At 71.9% G+C, this 17,564-nt stretch carries 17 protein-coding genes and 2 pseudogenes; 1 reads left to right on the top strand and 18 read right to left on the bottom strand.

What is annotated here, in order from left to right:
* Window positions 1-163: 163 nt before the first annotated feature.
* From argH to infC, 17 genes and pseudogenes are all read right to left on the bottom strand, one after another.
* Complete coding sequence (argH, locus tag GKE56_RS03215) at window positions 164-1,609, bottom strand: argininosuccinate lyase (RefSeq protein ID WP_154683327.1); 1,446 nt, start codon at window positions 1,607-1,609, stop codon at window positions 164-166.
* Window positions 1,610-1,664: 55 nt separating this feature from the next.
* Window positions 1,665-2,165: an arginine repressor gene (locus GKE56_RS03210; RefSeq protein ID WP_154683326.1), complete on the bottom strand. Its 501-nt coding sequence runs from the start codon at window positions 2,163-2,165 to the stop codon at window positions 1,665-1,667.
* Complete coding sequence (gene argF, locus GKE56_RS03205) at window positions 2,165-3,100, bottom strand: ornithine carbamoyltransferase (RefSeq protein WP_154683325.1); 936 nt, start codon at window positions 3,098-3,100, stop codon at window positions 2,165-2,167. Before argF ends, GKE56_RS03210 begins: the two co-directional genes overlap by 1 nt.
* Window positions 3,097-4,302: an acetylornithine transaminase gene (locus GKE56_RS03200; RefSeq protein ID WP_154683324.1), complete on the bottom strand. Its 1,206-nt coding sequence runs from the start codon at window positions 4,300-4,302 to the stop codon at window positions 3,097-3,099. The genes argF and GKE56_RS03200 overlap by 4 nt, the downstream gene beginning before the upstream one ends.
* Window positions 4,302-5,300 (bottom strand): acetylglutamate kinase, encoded by a 999-nt coding sequence (argB, locus tag GKE56_RS03195; RefSeq protein WP_154683323.1) that lies wholly within the window; start codon window positions 5,298-5,300, stop codon window positions 4,302-4,304. The genes GKE56_RS03200 and argB overlap by 1 nt, the downstream gene beginning before the upstream one ends.
* Entirely contained in the window at window positions 5,297-6,448 is a 1,152-nt protein-coding gene (gene argJ, locus GKE56_RS03190) for a bifunctional glutamate N-acetyltransferase/amino-acid acetyltransferase ArgJ (protein ID WP_154683322.1), read from the bottom strand. The genes argB and argJ overlap by 4 nt, the downstream gene beginning before the upstream one ends.
* Window positions 6,445-6,855 (bottom strand): ACT domain-containing protein, encoded by a 411-nt coding sequence (locus GKE56_RS03185; RefSeq protein ID WP_230209152.1) that lies wholly within the window; start codon window positions 6,853-6,855, stop codon window positions 6,445-6,447. The genes argJ and GKE56_RS03185 overlap by 4 nt, the downstream gene beginning before the upstream one ends.
* Entirely contained in the window at window positions 6,852-7,892 is a 1,041-nt protein-coding gene (argC, locus tag GKE56_RS03180; protein ID WP_154683321.1) for an N-acetyl-gamma-glutamyl-phosphate reductase, read from the bottom strand. Before argC ends, GKE56_RS03185 begins: the two co-directional genes overlap by 4 nt.
* A gap of 39 nt (window positions 7,893-7,931) precedes the next feature.
* The gene (locus tag GKE56_RS03175; RefSeq protein WP_154683320.1) at window positions 7,932-8,681 is read right to left on the bottom strand and encodes an SDR family NAD(P)-dependent oxidoreductase; all 750 of its coding nucleotides are present in this window, start codon (window positions 8,679-8,681) and stop codon (window positions 7,932-7,934) included.
* On the bottom strand, window positions 8,678-11,245 hold the full coding sequence (pheT, locus tag GKE56_RS03170; RefSeq protein WP_154683319.1) for a phenylalanine--tRNA ligase subunit beta: 2,568 nt from the start codon (window positions 11,243-11,245) through the stop codon (window positions 8,678-8,680). The genes GKE56_RS03175 and pheT overlap by 4 nt, the downstream gene beginning before the upstream one ends.
* Window positions 11,245-11,589, bottom strand: a complete 345-nt coding sequence (locus GKE56_RS17790; protein WP_255424987.1) for a hypothetical protein — start codon at window positions 11,587-11,589, stop codon at window positions 11,245-11,247. Before GKE56_RS17790 ends, pheT begins: the two co-directional genes overlap by 1 nt.
* 67 nt (window positions 11,590-11,656) lie before the next feature.
* Window positions 11,657-12,352: pseudogene (locus GKE56_RS17785) on the bottom strand (phenylalanine--tRNA ligase subunit alpha); the annotation flags it as partial.
* A 155-nt stretch (window positions 12,353-12,507) separates the two neighbouring features.
* On the bottom strand, window positions 12,508-13,629 hold the full coding sequence (locus GKE56_RS03160; protein WP_230209151.1) for an ATP-binding protein: 1,122 nt from the start codon (window positions 13,627-13,629) through the stop codon (window positions 12,508-12,510).
* 9 nt (window positions 13,630-13,638) lie between these two features.
* Window positions 13,639-14,439, bottom strand: a complete 801-nt coding sequence (locus tag GKE56_RS03155; protein ID WP_154685583.1) for an RNA methyltransferase — start codon at window positions 14,437-14,439, stop codon at window positions 13,639-13,641.
* 53 nt (window positions 14,440-14,492) lie between these two features.
* Window positions 14,493-14,870, bottom strand: a complete 378-nt coding sequence (rplT, locus tag GKE56_RS03150) for a 50S ribosomal protein L20 (protein ID WP_154683318.1) — start codon at window positions 14,868-14,870, stop codon at window positions 14,493-14,495.
* Between the two features lie 77 nt (window positions 14,871-14,947).
* On the bottom strand, window positions 14,948-15,142 hold the full coding sequence (gene rpmI / locus GKE56_RS03145; RefSeq protein WP_154683317.1) for a 50S ribosomal protein L35: 195 nt from the start codon (window positions 15,140-15,142) through the stop codon (window positions 14,948-14,950).
* A gap of 86 nt (window positions 15,143-15,228) precedes the next feature.
* Entirely contained in the window at window positions 15,229-15,861 is a 633-nt protein-coding gene (gene infC, locus GKE56_RS03140) for a translation initiation factor IF-3 (protein ID WP_154683316.1), read from the bottom strand.
* A 223-nt stretch (window positions 15,862-16,084) separates the two neighbouring features.
* Here infC and GKE56_RS18085 point away from each other — a divergent pair.
* Window positions 16,085-16,586, top strand: a pseudogene (locus tag GKE56_RS18085) (DUF1844 domain-containing protein).
* Between the two features lie 48 nt (window positions 16,587-16,634).
* Here GKE56_RS18085 and GKE56_RS03130 read toward each other — a convergent pair.
* Window positions 16,635-17,519 (bottom strand): MFS transporter, encoded by an 885-nt coding sequence (locus tag GKE56_RS03130; protein WP_230209149.1) that lies wholly within the window; start codon window positions 17,517-17,519, stop codon window positions 16,635-16,637.
* Window positions 17,520-17,564 lie beyond the last annotated feature (45 nt).

The raw sequence follows: 17,564 nt of genomic DNA, 5'->3' as shown, positions 1-17,564 counted from the left end.
TCCTTGTCGTCAGGCGTGCGGGTCCCCAGTGACCCACAGAGGCGAACCTAGCGTGAGCCCGTCGTTATTTCTCGGACAATGGCCGATGGGTTCGGGGTCGTGGCGAATCGGGGCCAACCCGCCTCAGGTTCCGACGAGAGGTCAGTGTTGGGAGCAGGCGACGTCAGCGCACCGCGACGGGGGCTGCGGCCCACGCGCGCGTCTTCGCCGACAGGGCCGCGACGCGCTCGAGCTGCTCGGCCACCCGGACCGGCGCGGTTCCGCCCTTGGCACTCCGGGAGGCCAGCGACCCCTCGACGCTGAGCACCTCACGAACCCCGGGGGTGAGGTGCTCGGAGATCTCGCCGAGGTCCGCGTCGCTGAGGTCCCACAGCTCGATCCCCCGCGTCTCGCACGCCCGGACGCACGCTCCAGCCACCTCGTGGGCGATCCGGAACGGCACCCCCTGCCGCACCAGCCACTCGGCGATGTCCGTCGCCAGCGAGAAGCCCTGCGGCGCCAGGGTGGCGAGCCGCTCGGTGTCGAAGACCATGGTCGCGACCATGCCGCTGAACGCCGGCAACAGGACCTCGAGGGTGTCGACGGCGTCGAACACCGGCTCCTTGTCCTCCTGCAGGTCGCGGTTGTAGGCGAGCGGCAGGGCCTTCAACGTGGTCAGCAGGCCGGCCAGGTCGCCGACCAGCCGCCCGGCCTTGCCCCGGGCCAGCTCGGCGACGTCCGGGTTCTTCTTCTGCGGCATGATGCTCGACCCGGTCGAGTACGCGTCGTCCAGCGTCACGAAGGAGAACTCCTTCGTCGCCCAGATCACGACCTCCTCGGCCAGTCGCGAGATGTCGATGGCCGTCATGGCCGCGACGAACGCGAACTCCGCGACGAAGTCCCGCGAGGCCGTGCCGTCGATGGAGTTCTCCACCGACCCGTGGAAGCCCAGGTCTGCGGCCACGGCCTCGGGGTCCAGGCCCAGGGACGAGCCGGCGAGCGCGCCCGACCCGTAGGGCGAGATGGCGGCCCGGCGATCCCAGTCCTGGAACCGCTCGACGTCCCGCAGCAGCGCCCAGGCATGGGCCAGCAGGTGATGGGACAGCAGGACCGGCTGGGCGTGCTGCAGGTGCGTGCGGCCCGGCATGGCCACGCCCAGGTGCTCGCGCGCCTGCCCCACCAGTGCGTCGACGACGTCGAGGACCAGCGCGGCGACCGACCGGGCGTGGTCACGCAGGTACATCCGGAACAACGTGGCGACCTGGTCGTTGCGGGATCGCCCAGCGCGCAGGCGGCCACCGACCTCGGTGCCCGCGCGCTCAATGAGTCCTCGCTCGAGGGCCGTGTGCACGTCCTCGTCGTCGGGCGCCGGACCGAAGGCACCGGACTCCACGTCGACGCGCAGCCGCTCGAGACCGTCCAGCATGGCCGCGAGGGTCTGGTCGTCGAGCAGGCCTGCTCGGTGCAGGACCCGGGCGTGGGCGCGCGAGCCCGCGAGGTCGTACGCGGCCAGCCGCCAGTCGAAGTGGGTCGACTTGCTCAGGGCCGCCAACGCGTCGGCTGGCCCTCCGGCGAACCGGCCGCCCCAGAGGCTGACCCGGTCGGGCGCTGCGGAGGGATCGTGGGTCACAGGGAGGTCTCCTTGGTGTGCGGCTAGGGATGCCGTGGCGTGGTATGCCGTGGTGTCAGTCGCGGGTGCCCGCGAGCGCGAGCAGGTGGCCGGCCGTGCGCTGGCTGGCCGGCGTGCCGGTCGTGATCACCATGATCGTGTCATCACCGGCGATGGTGCCGAGCACGTCGGCCAGCTGGGAGTGGTCGATGGCGGAGGCCAGGAAGCTGGCGGCGCCCGGCGGCGTCCGCAGGATCACGAGGTTGTGGGACGGCTCGGCGGTGACGAGGAGCTCCTCACACACCCGGCGCAGCCGGTCGCTGAGCTCGTCCGGGGCTGGAGCCGGGCGCGCGGTGCGGTCGCCCCCCTCGCCGGGAAGCGCGTACACGAGCGCCCGGCCGGCGCGGATCTTCACGGCCCCGAGCTCGACGAGGTCGCGCGACAGGGTCGCCTGGGTGACCTCGATGCCGTCCTCAGCGAGCAGCCCGAGCAGGTGGGTCTGTGACCGCACGGCGTTCCTGCTGAGCAGCTCGACGATCCGGCGCTGGCGGCCGGTGCGGCTGGCGGCGATGGTCATCAGGCGCCCTCGAGCAGGAAGGACAGGACGGCCTTCTGGGCGTGCAGGCGGTTCTCGGCCTCGTCCCACACCACCGACTGCGGCCCGTCGATCACCGCGGCCTCCACCTCGATGCCTCGATAGGCCGGCAGGCAGTGCAGGAAGATCGCGTCCGGCGCCGCCTGCGCCATGAGCGCACTGGTGACGGCGAACGGGGCGAACGGGCTGGAGCGGCCCTGACGGTCGCCCTTCTCCGCCTCCATCCCCATCGACACCCAGGTGTCCGTGACGACGACGTCGACACCCCTGACGGCCTCCTCGGCGGCCGCGGTGACCAGCACCGAGCCGCCCTGGGCGTGTGCGAGCGCCGTCGCGCGGGCCAGGATCGCCGCGTCGGGCTGGTGGCTGGCCGGCGTGCCGATGCGCACGTGCATGCCGGCGAGCGCGCAGCCGAGCAGGTAGGAGTGGGCCATGTTGTTGGCACCGTCGCCGACGTAGCCCAGGGTCCGTCCGGCCAGGTCGCCCTTCTGCTCGGAGATCGTGAGGAGGTCGGCGAGGATCTGGCACGGGTGGAACTCGTCGGTGAGGGCGTTCACCACGGGTACGCCCGCGAACGCGGCCATCTCCTCGATCCGGTCCTGGCCGAAGGTCCGCCAGACGATGGCGGCCGACTGGCGCCCCAGCACCCGCGCGGTGTCGGCGATCGACTCCCGCTGCCCCACCTGGGCCAGCGTGCCGTCCACCACGAGTGGGTGGCCGCCGAGGTGGGCGATGGCCCCGGTGAACGACACCTGGGTGCGCAGCGTGGGCTTGTCGAACAGGACGGCGACCAGCTGCGGTCCCTCGAGCGGGCGACGCGAGAACGGCGCCGCCTTGAGCTCACGGGCACGCTGGAGCACGACGGCCTGCTCCTGCGCGCTCAGGTCGTCGTCGCGGAGGAAGTGGCGCACGGTCATGACTGGTCCTTCGGGGTCGAGACGGATTCGAGGAGCCCCGGCAGGGCCGCGACGAAGGTGTCGAGCTGGTCCGCCGTGACGACCAGGGGCGGCGCGAGCCGCAGTGCGTCGGGGGCGACGGGGTTGACGATGAAACCGGCCTCCCGGGCAGCGACGGCCACCTGGGCTGCCACCGGGTGCGCGAGGGTCACCGCGCGGAGCAGGCCCGCCCCGCGCACCCCGGTGACCTCCGGATGACCCAGGGCGCTCACGGCATCCGCGAAGTGCTGCCCCACGCTCGCCGTGTGGGCGAGCAGCCCCTGCTCCTCGATCGTGTCGATCACCGCAAGGCCGGCGCTGGCGGCCAGCGGGTTGCCGCCGAAGGTCGTGCCGTGCTGACCGGCCGTCAGCAGACCGGCCACGGTGGGTCCGAACGCGACCAGGGCCCCGATGGGCACGCCGCCGCCCAGGCCCTTGGCCACCGTGATGGCGTCGGGCACGATGCCTGCCTGCTGGAACGCGAACCACGTCCCGGTGCGGCCGATCCCGGTCTGGATCTCGTCGAGGACGAGCAAGGCTCCGTGCTCGCGGGTCAGCTCACGGGCGAGGCGCAGGTATGCCGTGCCGGCACTGAGCACACCGGCCTCACCCTGGAGCGGCTCGAGCACCACGGCGGCGGTGTCGGGGCCGACCGCAGCGCGCAGGGCCTCCTCGTCGCCGTAGGGGACGTGCACAACGCCGGGGATCAGGGGTTCGAACGGCTCGCGGTAGGCGGCCTTGTGGGTGAGCGCGAGGGCTCCCGTGGTGCGGCCGTGGAAGGCGCCCTCGGCGGCAACCAGCCCGGAGCGACCGGTGCGGCGGCTCAGCTTGATGGCAGCCTCGATCGCCTCGGCGCCGGAGTTGGCGAAGAAGACCGCGGAGCCCTCGGGGGCACCGGCGATGCCGATCAGCCGCTCTGCCAGGGCGATCTGCGCCTCGGAGGTGAAGAGGTTGGAGATGTGGATGGCCTCGCCGGCCTGCTTGCTGATCGCGCTGACCAGGGCCGGGTGGCCGTGGCCCAGGGCGTTCACGGCGATGCCGCCCACGAGGTCGAGGTAGCGACGTCCGTCGACATCCCACACGTAGCACCCGTCGCCGTGAGACAGGACGAGCGGTGGGAGGCCGAAGACTCCCATCACCGACCGCCGGTAACGCTCGAGCAGCTCGTCGTTGCGCGACACCATCAGTCGGCCGCCTCCTCAGGGGGATCGTCGGGGACGATCATCGTGCCGATGCCCTCGGAGGTGAACACCTCGAGCAGCAGCGAGTGCGGGTGGCGCCCGTCGATCACGTGGGCCTGCGGGACCCCGTTGTCGACGGCGCGGATGCAGGCTTCGAGCTTGGGGATCATGCCCGCGTCGACGCGTTCCAGCAGGTCTCGCGCGCCGCTGACGGACAGTGAGGACAGCAGCGAGTCCCGGTCGGGCCAGTTCGCGTAGACGCCTTCGACATCGGTGAGCATGACCAGCTTGTGCGCCCTGAGCGCGACGGCGAGCGCAGCCGCGGCGGTGTCGGCGTTGATGTTGAGGACCTGCCCGTCGACGTCGAGATCGGGTGCGACCGTCGACACGACGGGGATCCGTCCGGCGTCGAGGATGTCCTGCACCGCACCGGGGTTCACCGTCTCGACGTCGCCCACGAGCCCGAGGTCGACCGTCTCGCCGTCGACCTGCGTGCCACGGCGGCGCGCGCCGAACAACGCGGCATCCTCGCCGGACAACCCGACTGCCACCGGACCGTGCTGGTTGAGCAGGCCGACGAGCTCGCGGCCGACCTGGCCGGTCAGCACCATGCGGACGACGTCCATGACCTCCGGCGTGGTGACCCGCAGGCCCCCGCGGAACTCGCTGTGCAGCCCGAGCCGGTCGAGCATCGAAGCGATCTGCGGACCGCCGCCGTGCACGACCACCGGACGCAGGCCGGCATACCGAAGGAAGGCGACGTCCTGCGCGAAGGCCGCCTTGAGGGTGTCGTCGACCATGGCGTTGCCGCCGTACTTGACGACGACAAGGGCCCCACGGAACCGCTCGAGCCAGGGCAGTGCCTCGACGAGGGTCTGGGCCTTGCCCTGGGCGACGCGCAGGGCGGCCGCGCCGATGTGGCCCCGGACGGTGTTCTTCCCGGTGTTGGCAGCGGTGTTCGCAGCGGTGTTGGCAGCGGTGTCCGCAGTGGGCGCGCTCATGAGGAGTATGCCGAGTTCTCGTGGACGTACTCGTGGGTGAGGTCGTTGGTCCAGACGGTGGCGGCAACCTGGCCGGCGTGCAGCTCGACGACCACGTGCACCTCGCGTGGGGTCAGGTCGACCAGGGTGCGGTCCTCCCCCACCCCGCCGCCCCGGCACACCTGGATGCCGTTGATCGCGACGTCGAGGCGAGCCGGGTCGAACGCCGCGCGGGTCGTGCCGACGGCCGCCAGCACTCGCCCCCAGTTGGGGTCGTTGCCGAAGACGGCGCACTTGAACAGGTTGTTCCGGGCGATCGACCGCGCCACCTCGAGGGCATCGGCCTCGTCGGCCGCGGAGCGCACCTCGATCGCGATGTCGTGGTTGGCGCCCTCGGCGTCCGCGATGAGCTGGCGCGCCAGGCTGGCACAGACCTCGGTGACGGCGCCCGCGAGCTCGGAGGCGGTGACGGGGGTGCCCGAGGCGCCGGAGGCCATCAGCAGGACGGTGTCGTTGGTCGACTGGCAGCCGTCGGAGTCGATCCGGTCGAACGTCGCAGCCGTGGCCGCCCGCAGCACCGCGTCGAGCTCCTCGGCTGGCACGACGGCATCGGTGGTGATGACCACGAGCATCGTGGCGAGCGAAGGGGCGAGCATGCCGGCACCCTTGGCCATGCCCCCGACCGTCCACCCGTCACGAGTGGCCACGGCGACCTTCGGCACGGTGTCGGTGGTCTTGATCGCCACCGCCGCGTCCAGCCCGCCGTCGGGACTCAGCACTTCGGCGGCGCGGTCGACCCCCTCGAGCAGGGACGGCATCGGCAGGAGCTCGCCGATCAGCCCCGTCGAGCAGACCACCACGTCCCCCGCCGACAGGTCGAGCACCTCGGCGACGCGCTCGGCAGTCGCGTGGGTGTCGGCAAAGCCCTGGGCGCCGGTGCAGGCGTTCGCCCCACCGGAGTTGAGGACCACGGCGTCGACCCGCCCGTCGCGTACCACCTGGCGCGACCAGGTCACCGGTGCGGCCTCGACGCGGTTGCTCGTGAAGACCGCTGCCGCGTGGTGCTCGGGGCCGTCGTTGACGACGATCGCGAGGTCCGGCGCGCCGCTGGTCTTGAGCCCGGCAGCCACGCCCGCGGCCCGGAACCCGGCAGCGGCGGTGACGCTCATGATGCACCTCCGGTGAGACGAGCCGGCGCGACGGTGTTGCCCGTGCGCTTCCAGGTGGCCTGGGCGTCCTCGCTGCGTGCCGTGTCGACGAGGATCCAGTCGGTGTCGAACGTCGAGAGGGCCAGGATGCTGATGCCCTGACGGGCCAGTGGCTCGAGGAGCCCCGACAGGACGCCGACCATGGTGAAGTCGAGCGGCCCTGCGATCTCGAAGGCGGTGAGCGGGCCCTGCACCACCACCCCCGTCGGGACGGACGCGAAGGCGCAGACCACCGAGGTCTCGCTGTCGGTGTAGGTGATCGAGGCGAGCGGGCCGCTGCGCCAGTCCCAGCCGGGCTCCTCGCCGGCGGGCAGCCGCGCGAACGCGACCTGGTCGGCGTGCCGCATCAGGTGCAGGGGCAGGCTCACGGCGCCACCCCCGCGACCGGGAGGCCGACCGTCTCCGGAAGCCCGAGGGCGAGGTTCAGGCACTGCACCGCGGCACCTGCCGTGCCCTTGGTGAGGTTGTCGATCGCGGCCACGACGACGACGCGCCCCACGCGCTCGTCGACGGCCAGCTGGAGCTGGACGTTGTTGCTGCCCAAGACTGCCGCCGTGGACGGCCACTGGTCCTCGGGCAGCACGTGGACGAACGGCTCGTCGGCGTAGGCCTCCAGCCACACGGCGCGAACGGCGGCGGGGTCCGCCCCGGTCGCCAGTGCGGCCGTGCAGGTCGCGAGGATGCCTCGGGCCATCGGGGCGAGCGTCGGGGTGAACGAGACGCGGACGTCGGCGCCGCCCGCGGCGGTGAGGTTCTGCTCGATCTCGGGGGTATGCCGGTGGGTGCCGCCCACGCCGTACGGCGACATCGCTCCGAGCACCTCGCTGCCCAGCAGGTGGGGCTTGAGCGACTTGCCCGCCCCCGAGGTGCCGGAGGCAGCCACGACGACGACGCCCTGCGGTGAGAGCACGCCCGCGGCAAACCCCGGCGCCAGCGCGAGGCTGACGGCCGTCGGGTAGCACCCGGGCACGGCGACCCGCCGCTGACCCGTGAGGGCGACCCGCTGCTTGGAGCCGGCTGCGAGCAGCTCGGGCAGGCCGTAGGCCCAGGAGCCGGCATACGGCGTGTCGTAGTAGCTGGTCCACGCCGTCTCGTCACGAAGCCGGAAGTCTGCGCCACAGTCGATCACCGTGACCTGCTCAGGCAGCTGCGCCGCGAGCGCGGCGGAGTGGCCGTGCGGCAGCGCCAGGAAGACGACGTCGTGACCCGCGAGCACCTCGAGCGTGGTGTCCTGGACCAAACGGTCGGCCAGCGGCATCAGGTGGGGGTGCAGGTCGCCGAGGCGCTGGCCCGCACTCGAGCCCGCCGTCACTGCGCCGATCTCCACCTCGGGGTGCGAGAGCAGGAGGCGAAGGATCTCGCCGCCGGCATAGCCGCTCGCGCCGGCCACTGCTGCCCGAATCATGTGCATGACTATACAGGCTCATGGGAATTCATGCACGGACTAGCTCAGCGGGTCGTCGCCACCCCACCGGATCAGCCCGAGGGTCCGAGCGGCCTCGGGAAGGCCCGCCGCCGCCCGCTCCTGCAACGAGGCCGGGGTGTCGACCCCGGCCCGCACCAGGCGACCGTTCCAGGCGTCGAGCTCGCCGCTGGCGAGCGCGAGCAGCAGCTGCGTGACGGTCTCCGGCTCGGTCCACTCGGTGCGGTCGCGGTGGGCGACCGCCCCTTGCGTCATGTCGGTGCGCACGACCCCTGGCGCGAGGTCGAAGGCCCTCACCCCGCGCCCCACGTTGAGGCTGGTCGCGGCTGTGAGGCGCGCCAGGGCTTCCTTGGAGACGTTGTAGGCCGTCGCGGCGTCGCCATTGTGGTAGGCGGCGCCGGAGTTGATGTTGACGATCCGGCCAGACCCGGCCGCGACCAGGTGGGGCAGGACCGCCCGCGTCACGAGGTAGGGACCGCGCAGGTTGACCTCGACGGTCTGCCACCACTCGTCGGGGTCGCTCTCCAGCAGGGGCACCTCGGCGTCGATGACGCCCGCGTTGTTCACGAGCAGGTCGATCCGGCCGTGCCGGGCGACGATGTCGGACACCCAGCGGTCCACGGCGGCCCGGTCGGTTACCTCGGCGACCGCGCGGGAGCCGCGCTCGACGGCATACCCGGCGCCCTCGAGCGCCGTCGCCAGGTGGGCACCGATCCCCCGCGACGCGCCCGTGACGATGGCAACGGGCGCGCCGGCGCCCACCGGCGTCATCGCTGGACTGCCCCGGTCGCCGACCCGGCGCTGGCCACGGCAGCGTCGCGCAAGGCACTGACCTCGTCGGTCGTCAGGGTCCGGTCGGGTGCCCGGAAGGTGAGGCGGTAGGCGAGCGACTTCTTGCCCGCGCCGGCCTGCTCGCCGCGGTAGACGTCGAAGAGCACCACCGTCTCGAGGCTCTCGCCCGCCGCCGCGCGCAGGGCGGACTCGACCGCGGCGGCCGCGACCCGCTCGTCGACCACGAGGGCCACGTCGGTGTGCGCGACGGGATAGGTCGACAGCGCCGAGGCCTGGACCGGCTCACCGGTGGCCGCGACGAGCACGTCGACGTCGAGCTCGCCGGCCACGGTGCGTGGGGGTAGGTCGAGCGCTGCCACGACCTTGGGGTGGAGCTCGCCGGCGTGACCGACGACCGTGCCATCGGCCAGGGCCAGCTGCGCGCAGCGACCCGGGTGCCACGGAGCACGGTCCGCGGCGCTGACGACCAGGTCGAGCCCGACCGACCGCGCGACCGCGAGCGCCCAGCCCACGGCATCAGCCGCGTCGGCCTTGCGCGCGGGCCCCCAAGGACCTGCGGGTTCGAGGTCGCCGCTGGCCGCGTATGCCGCGTGGCGCGGCTGCGGAGGCACCGCGGCGAGCAGGGCAGCGAGGGTCGCGTCGTCGGGTCGGGACTCGATGCCCGGCACAGGCGCCCGGACCGGCTGCGGGAGCGCCCTGGTCACCAGGCCGACCTCGTAGACGGCGGCGTCCCGAGCGCCGCGGGCGACGTTGCGCCGCAGGGTGTCGAGCAGGGTGTCGAGGACCGAGGTGCGCAGCAGCGGCGCCTCGTCGGAGAGCGGGTTGGCCAGGGCCACCGCGGCTCGCCGGGGGTCCTCGGCGGCATACCCCAGCCGGTCGAAGAGGTCACGACCCACGAACGGGTAGCTCAGGACCTCGACGAGCCCCTGGTGGGCGAGGGTCGTGGCCACGACCCGACGGATCCGCTGGCCGTGGGTGAGACCGCGGCCGGCCGACTTGGGCTGGGGCAGCACCGAGGGGATCTGGTCGTAGCCACGGACGCGGGCGACCTCCTCGACGAGCTCGGGACCCGTGGTCAGGTCGGGACGCCAGGTCGGCGGCAACACCTGGACCGTGCGGTCGGACCCGCCCGCGGTGACCTGGCAGCCGATCGCCTCGAGGGTGCCCACGACCTCGTCGCGGGGGTAGTCCAGGCCGATGTACGACGTGGGCATCGCCAGGTCGAACTCGAACGGCTCCCGCGGGACCCGGTGGTCGACGTCGGTGACGCCCTCATCGGCTGTCCCGCCGCCGTACTCGACCAGCAGGTCGACCGCGAGCTGGGCAGCCGCGGCGGTGACGGCGGGGTCCACTCCGCGCTCGAAGCGCTTGGAGGCCTCGGTGGCCAGGCGGTGACGACGTGCGGACCGCGCCACGGTCACCGGGTCGAAGTGGGCCGCCTCGATGAGCACGGTCTCGGTGGTGTCCGACACCTCGCTCGAGGCGCCGCCCATGACGCCGGCGATCGCGAGAGGGGTGTCGGCTCCGTCGACGATCAGGAGGTCCTCGGGGTCGAGGGCGCGCACGACGTCGTCGAGGGTGGTGAGCTTCTCACCTGGTCGGGCCCGGCGGGTGCCGACCGACCCGGAGAGCGTGTCGAGGTCGAAGGCGTGCAGAGGCTGGCCCACCAGCATCATCACGTAGTTCGTGACGTCCACGGGCAGCGAGATCGGGCGCATGCCGACCTGGGTGAGCCGCTTCTGCATCCAGGCGGGGCTGGTGGCCGAGACGTCGACGCCGCGGACGATGCGGGCGAGGTAGCGGTCGCAGCCCGGGCGCCCGTCGAGCGGCGCGTCGTCGGTGACGTGGACGGCATACCCGGTCGTGGTGGGTTCGGCGGGCTTGACTGCGGCCGGGTCAGCCGGGTCAGCCGGGTCAGCCGGGTCATGGAAGGCGACGCCGCTGGACAGGGCGTACTCACGGGCGATGCCGCGCATCGAGAAGCAGTAGCCGCGGTCGGGGGTGACGTTGACCTCGACGACCTCGTCGGCGAGGCCGAGCAGCTCGATGGCGTCCTGGCCCGGCTCGAGCCGGGCGGCGGCCTCGGGGCCGAGCAGCTCGCTGAGCACGATGATGCCGCTGTGGTCGTCGCCCAGGCCGAGCTCCTTGGCCGAGCAGATCATGCCGTTCGAGACGTGGCCGTAGGTCTTGCGCGCCGAGATCTCGAACCCCCCGGGCAGCACTCCCCCGGGCAGCACGCAGACCACCAGGTCACCCACGGCGAAGTTGTGGGCCCCGCAGACGATCTCCTGCGGCTTGCCCTCGGTGAGCTGCTGGCCGTTCGCGCCGACGTCGACCGTGCACCAGTTGATCGTCTTGCCGTTCTTCTGCGGCTCGGGCTGCACCGTCAGCACCCGCCCGACGACGAGCGGACCACGAAGGTCGCCACCGTGAAGTCCCTCCTCCTCGAGGCCCACGCGCACCAGGCTCGCGGCGATGTCGGCGCCGGTCGCGGCCGGGGGCACGTCCGCGAGCTCACGCAGCCATGAGACGGGCGCGTACATCAGATCTCCATTCCGAACTGCTGGGAGAAACGGATGTCTCCCTCGACGATGTCGTGCATGTCGCTGACGGTGTGGCGCAGCATGAGCGAGCGCTCGATGCCGAGCCCGAACGCGAAGCCGGTGTAGCGGTCGGGGTCGACTCCAGCGGCGCGCAGGACCCGCTGGTTGACCATGCCCGACCCGCCCAGCTCGATCCAGCCGGTCCCTCCACAGGTGCGGCAGGTCGAGCCGTCGAGGGAGCCGGAGCCGCCACAGATCCAGCAACGGCAGTCGATCTCGGCGCTGGGCTCGGTGAACGGGAAGTAGTTGGGCCGCAGCCGGGTGACGATGCCCTCGCCGAACAAGCCGCTGCACGAACGCGTCGAGGGTGCCCTTGAGGTGGGCCATGGTGATGCCCTCGTCGACGACCAGGCCCTCGAACTGGTGGAAGACGGGGGTATGCGTGGCGTCCAGGTCGTCGGTGCGGAACACCTTCCCCGGGCAGAGGACGTAGATGGGCGGCTCCCGGTCGAGCATGGTGCGCACCTGGACCGGAGAGGTGTGGGTGCGCAGGACCAGCCCGGAGCCCGCGGGCTCGACGAAGAAGGTGTCCTGCTCCTGGCGGGCTGGGTGGTCAGCGGGGATGTTGAGCGCGTCGAAGTTCAGCCACTCGGACTCGACCTCGGGACCCTCGGCGATCTCCCAGCCCATCGACACGAAGATGTCCTCGACGCGCTCGGTGACCAGGCTGATCGGGTGGCGAGCGCCCACGGGGCGACGCGGCACGCGCACCGTGAGGTCGACCGTCTCCTCGACGAGGATGCGGTGGTCGCGCTCCGCCTCGAGCTCCGCCTGACGCGAGGTGAGCGCCTGGGCGACCTCGCCTCGGGCCTGCCCGACCCGCTTGCCGGCCTCGGCCTTCGCACTGGGCGGGAGGGCACCGATCTCGCGGTTCGCCAGCGCGAGCGGGCTCTTCTCCCCCTGGTGCGCCAACCGCGCCGCCTTGAGCTCGTCGAGGGTGGCCGCGGCGGTGATGGCGGCACGGGCCCGCGCCACCGCCTGCTCGATCTGGGCAGGGTCGAGCGCGGCGACCTCGACGGGGTCGTACTGGGTATTGGGTCCGGACATCTCGTTCCAGTCTGGTGGTCGGCGGCTCGGCGCAAGGAAGTCTATGGGGCGCCCCGCGGGCGCTTCGAGGCAGTTGGCTCTGCTCGCGCCGGCTGCTCAGGCGATGGACCGGAGACTCGGCCGAGGGACGGCTGCTCAGCCGGGGGGCCGACCGCTCAGGCGAGGTAGCTGGGCGGGTCCGTGGGCAGGCTCAGCCGGAACTGTGCCCCGCCACCGGGGGCACTCTCGACCACGACCTGTCCGCCGTGCGCCTCGACCAGGCCCCGGACGACGTACAGGCCCAAACCGGTGCTGCCCCGGGACGACCCGTGCCAGAACCTGCTGAAGATCAGCTCGCGCTGGCTGGGCTCGATGCCCTTGCCCTGGTCGCTGACCAGCAGGTCGACCCCGGGACCGTCGTGACCCCGGGACGCCAGCGCCTCCTGGGTCTCGCGGACGGCGGAGGCGGCCCCGAGGGTCACCACCCCCTCACCGTGGCGCAGGGCGTTCTCGAGGAGGTTGGACAGGATCTGGTCCAGCCGGTCGGGGTCGGCCCACACCTCGGGCAGCGGCGACTGGATGTCGACCTTGAACCGGTGGGGCTCGTGCCCGCTGGCGACGGCACGGGCCACGTGGGCCTCGAACACCGCGTGCACGTTGATGGGTTGCGGGCGGATCTGCAGCCGGCCGGCGTCGATGCGCGAGACGTCGAGCAGCTCGGTGATGAGCCGGGTCACCCGGTCGGCGTCGGCCTCGATCGTCTCGATCATGAGGCGCTTCTGGTCGTCGGTGAACCGGTCCCAGCGACGCAGCAGGGTCGAGGAGAACCCCTTGACCGAGGTGAGCGGCGAGCGCAGCTCGTGGGCGACGGTTGAGATCAGCGCCGCGTGGTTGGCCTCGGCGCGACGGCGGTAGAGAGCGTCCCGCATCATGATGTTGACGCGGTTCACGGGGCGGTTGCGGCCCGGACGCAGGTACTTCGCGGTGACGAGCACCTCGCGGCCGTTGCGCAGCATGAGGAGCTTCTCGCGGTGCCCGGTCCGGATGTTCAGGCCCGTCTCGTCCCACGGGTCGGTCACCTGCCACCACGAGCGCCCGTCGCTGTCCTGCAGGTCGACCGCCTCGCGGATGTCCTCACCGACGAGCTCGGCCTTGGTCCGCCCCACGATGCGCGACGCCCGCTGGTTGAGGAACAGGATGCGGGCGTTCTCGTCAGCCGAGATCAGCCCGTCGGGGACGAGCTCCGCGGCCACCCCCGCGGCCTCGGGGTCGAGCAGCATCCCCGGGGTGAAATCCATGGCCCGACCTTAGTGGTTCTGGGCGCTCGCGGAGGCGTAGAGGCACACCGTGGCGGCCATCGCGAGGTTGAGCGACTCGGCCCGGCCGTAGATGGGCACCCGGACCACCTCGTCGCACCGAGACCTGGTCTCGGGCTCCAGGCCCCAGGCTTCGTTGCCCATGACCCAGGCATGCGGCGAGGACAGGTCGCACTCGGGCAGCAGGACCGTGCCTGCACCGTCGGCCGCCAGGAGCCGGATACCAGCGTCCCGGAGCTCGGCGATCGTCGGGTCGATGGCCAGCCCGGTCACCACCGGCAGGTGGAACAGGGACCCGGCCGTCGACCGCACGACCTTGGGCGCGTAGACGTCCACTGAGGCGTCGCTCACGAGCACGGCATCCGCCCCGGCGGCATCCGCCCCCCGGATCACAGTGCCCGCGTTGCCGGGGTCGCGGACGTTGGTCAGGAGCACCAGCAGGCGCGGACGCGCCGCGAGGACCTCGGTCAGCGAGGCGGTGAGCACGCGGCATACGGCAGCCAGGCCCTGCGGCGCCTGGGTCTCGCACATGGCGGCGAGGACCTCGTCGCTCACCTCGTGCACGTGCACACCCGCCGCCGAGGCGACGTCCACGATGTCGGTATGCCGCGTGGCGGCGTCGCGGGTGAGGTAGAGGTCGACGACGGCAGCCGGGTGGTGGGTCACCGCCTCGCGGACCGCCTGGGGCCCCTCGGCCAGGAACCGACCCGTCTTGTCACGCACCGAGCGCCGGGACAGCGCCCGAACTGCCTTGACCCGATCGGACCTGACGTTGGTCAGCGGGGTGGACAGCACGGGCACGTCCCGGCGCTCGGTGGTGTGCTCAGAGGTGTTCTGAGTAGGGCTCAGGCGCTGGCGTCGGCGGTCGCCGGCACGTTGGCGCGGGCGATCTCGACGAGCGCGGTGAACGCGGCCTCGTCGGAGACGGCCAGCTCGGCCAGCATGCGGCGGTCGACCTCGATCTCCGCGGCCTTCAGGCCCTGGATGAACCGGTTGTAGGTCATGCCGTTGGCGCGGGCGCCAGCGTTGATGCGCTGGATCCACAGGCGACGGAAGTCGCCCTTCTTCGCGCGACGGTCACGGTAGGCGTAACCGAGGCTGTGGGTAACCTGCTCCTTGGCCTTGCGGTAGAGCCGCGAACGCTGCCCGCGGTAACCGCTGGCGCGCTCGAGGACGACCCGGCGCTTCTTCTGGGCGTTGACTGCCCGCTTCACGCGTGCCACGTGAGTTCTCCTTCAAGTCTCAATGCTTCCGAGGCTGCTGGTTGGTGAGCCCGGTTGTGCAGGTGGTGGGGCTCGGCTCAGCGGCCGAGGAGCTTCTTGACCTTCTTGGCGTCCGGCTTGGAGACCTCGACGTCGCCCGCGATGGAGCGGGTGTAGCGCGAGGACTTGTGCTCGAGCAGGTGGCGACCGCCGGCCTGCTCGCGCATGACCTTGCCCTTGCCGGTGATCCGGAAGCGCTTCTTCGCACCAGAGTGCGTCTTCATCTTCGGCATGGCTGCCGATCTCCTCGCTGTTGGGTGACTGCTGTTGGGCAAACTGCTGTGGGAAAGTGCGGGTGGGTCGGGGGGCTCTACTGGCTCTACTCGGCGGCGGTCTCGAGGGGCGCCTCGGCAGGCGCCGGGGTGGCCGCGCTGTCGTCGCTGGTGCCCGCCGTGGAGGTGTCCACGGTGCGCGCGCGGCGTTGCTCGGCCATCGCCTCGGACTTCTTCTTCGTCGGAGCGAGCACCATGATCATGTTGCGGCCGTCCTGCTTGGGCGCCGACTCGACCGTGCCGAGCTCGATGACGTCCTCGGCGAGGCGCTGCAGGAGGCGGTAACCCAGCTCGGGACGCGACTGCTCGCGGCCACGGAACATGATCGTCACCTTGACCTTGTCGCCACCCTTGAGGAACCGCTCGACGTGGCCCTTCTTGGTGCCGTAGTCGTGCGGGTCGATCTTCGGGCGGAGCTTGATCTCCTTGATGACCGTGTTGACCTGGTTCTTGCGGGCTTCCCGCGCCTTCAGTGCTGCTTCGTACTTGAACTTGCCGAAGTCCATGAGCTTGGCGACCGGAGGCTTGGCCATCGGGGCGACCTCGACGAGGTCGAGGTCTGCCTCGGCGGCGAGCCGCAACGCGTCTTCGACGCGAACGATGCCGACCTGTTCTCCGTTGGGGCCAACCAACCGCACTTCGGGGACCCGAATGCGGTCGTTGATGCGAGGCTCGCTGATGTTGGTGCTCCTCTGCTAGGTCTGTCCGCCAGCCGCTGCAAACGAAGAAAGGCTCCCCGCTGCCGTTGCGCGGGAAGCCTCACCTGATCCATGCCGGAGACACCGAGGTGATGGATACCGCCGAGCTCACGCCCGCGGCACCGCCTCGGTGACCACAGAACCCGGCGACCAGCTGGTCGACGCGGGTGGAAGCAGGTGCTGCTTCACTTGCACACCGGGCCCGATGCTGGGTCACCCTCTCAGGTCACCCGACGGTGGGCACGGCCGGTCGATCTGCAAGGCTACCAGCGTGAGCACCGAAACTCCCAATCCCGACCACGCCGTTGCTGGCCAGCCGCTGGACCCATCCGTGGACCCATCCGTGGACCCATCGGTGGACCCATCCGTGGACCCGACGGCGCAGGCGACCCGCGACATCGCCGAGGTGCCCGCCGTCGAGGTGATCACCACCGCGGCGATCCACCTGATGAGCGCCGCCGCCGTCAAGTGCGGTCTTGCCGACGGGCCGGATGCCGCGGAGCACCTCGATCTCGACGAGGCGCGCCGGCTCATCACGGCGCTCGCCGGGCTGGTCACGGCCTCCGCGCCCGACCTCGGCAGCCAGCACGCCGCTCCCCCTGCGGGACGGCCTGAAGTCGCTGCAGCTGGCCTTCCGTGAGGCTTCGGTCATCCCCGACGCGCCGGGTCAGGGACCCGGCGAGAAGCTGACCGGCTCGGTCGTCTGAGGCTCGGTGGTCTGGGGCTCGGTCGTCTGAGGCTCGGCGTCGCTGAGCTCAGGACAGGGCGGCGTCCGCGCGCCGGGTGGCGACCCGACGCCTCGACGTGGTGGCGCCCACGCCGGCCACGGCGACCGCCAGGCCAACCGCCGCGACCAGCACGAACCCGGCCCCCCAGCCGAGGTGGTCGATGGCGAAACCCGCGAGCGGCGCTCCGAGCGCCATGCCCGCGGTCATGAACGACCCGTGCCAGCCCATCGCCTCGCCGCGGGCGGAGGCCGGGACGACGCGGCTGACCTGGTCGACCGTCGCGGTGATCGTGGGCGCACAGAGCAACCCCGCGACGAACGACAGCACCGCGAGCAGCGGGGCGCCGGTCGCCAGCGCCATCGGCGCCGTGCTCACGGCAAGGGCGCCGAGCAGCCAGAAGGCCGAGATCGACCGCTTGAGCCCGCCGTAGACCAGGCCCCCGAGCAGGGACCCGAACCCCCACACCGCGAGCACCCAGCCGATCGAGGACTGCGCCCCGAAGTCGCGCAGGGCCGCGACGATCCCGAGATCGGTGCCGCCCAGCACGACCGTGGTCGCCGCCGAGGCGAGGCACACCGCCAGGAACCCGGAGCGGAACCAGGACGACCTCGGCACCGCCGTGGCCGACCCCACCGACACCCCCTCGTCGTCGACCGGCTCGGCAGCCTCGTCGTGGAGCACGGGGTTGGCCATCCACAGCAGGATGCCGGCGGCGACCCCGAGCATCTCGATGCTGAACAGCACCCACCGGGTCGGCCAGGTGGTGGCGGCCCACACCGCGGCGGCGGGACCGATCATGAAGGAGAGCTCGACCGCCACCGAGTCGAGCGAGATCGCGGTGCGCCGGTCGTCCGCGGGCACCGCCGCGATGACCGCCTGCCGGATGATGGAGAAGGTCGGGATGACGAACAAGCCCGGCGAGCGCAGCCAGCGCCAGCAGCGACCAGTAGCCGACGA

This window comes from Nostocoides sp. HKS02 (genome assembly GCF_009707485.1).
In the GTDB taxonomy this organism is placed as follows: Bacteria; Actinomycetota; Actinomycetes; order Actinomycetales; family Dermatophilaceae; genus Pedococcus.
Note: the sequence above shows the minus strand (reverse complement) of the source record. Positions and strands in the feature narration are given on the sequence as shown.

Excerpts from the sequence above, each read along its gene's own strand:
- GKE56_RS03210 (WP_154683326.1), bottom strand. The coding sequence starts at position 2,165 with ATGACCATCGCCGCCAGCCGCACCGGCCGCCAGCGCCGGATCGTCGAG.
- GKE56_RS03175 (WP_154683320.1), bottom strand. The coding sequence starts at position 8,681 with ATGACGCCGGTGGGCGCCGGCGCGCCCGTTGCCATCGTCACGGGCGCG.
- GKE56_RS03200 (WP_154683324.1), bottom strand. The coding sequence starts at position 4,302 with ATGGTGTCGCGCAACGACGAGCTGCTCGAGCGTTACCGGCGGTCGGTG.
- argJ (WP_154683322.1), bottom strand. The coding sequence starts at position 6,448 with ATGAGCGTCACCGCCGCTGCCGGGTTCCGGGCCGCGGGCGTGGCTGCC.
- argF (WP_154683325.1), bottom strand. The coding sequence starts at position 3,100 with ATGACCGTGCGCCACTTCCTCCGCGACGACGACCTGAGCGCGCAGGAG.
- pheT (WP_154683319.1), bottom strand. The coding sequence starts at position 11,245 with ATGTACGCGCCCGTCTCATGGCTGCGTGAGCTCGCGGACGTGCCCCCG.
- rpmI (WP_154683317.1), bottom strand. The coding sequence starts at position 15,142 with ATGCCGAAGATGAAGACGCACTCTGGTGCGAAGAAGCGCTTCCGGATC.
- argC (WP_154683321.1), bottom strand. The coding sequence starts at position 7,892 with ATGATTCGGGCAGCAGTGGCCGGCGCGAGCGGCTATGCCGGCGGCGAG.
- GKE56_RS03160 (WP_230209151.1), bottom strand. The coding sequence starts at position 13,629 with ATGGATTTCACCCCGGGGATGCTGCTCGACCCCGAGGCCGCGGGGGTG.
- argB (WP_154683323.1), bottom strand. The coding sequence starts at position 5,300 with ATGAGCGCGCCCACTGCGGACACCGCTGCCAACACCGCTGCGAACACC.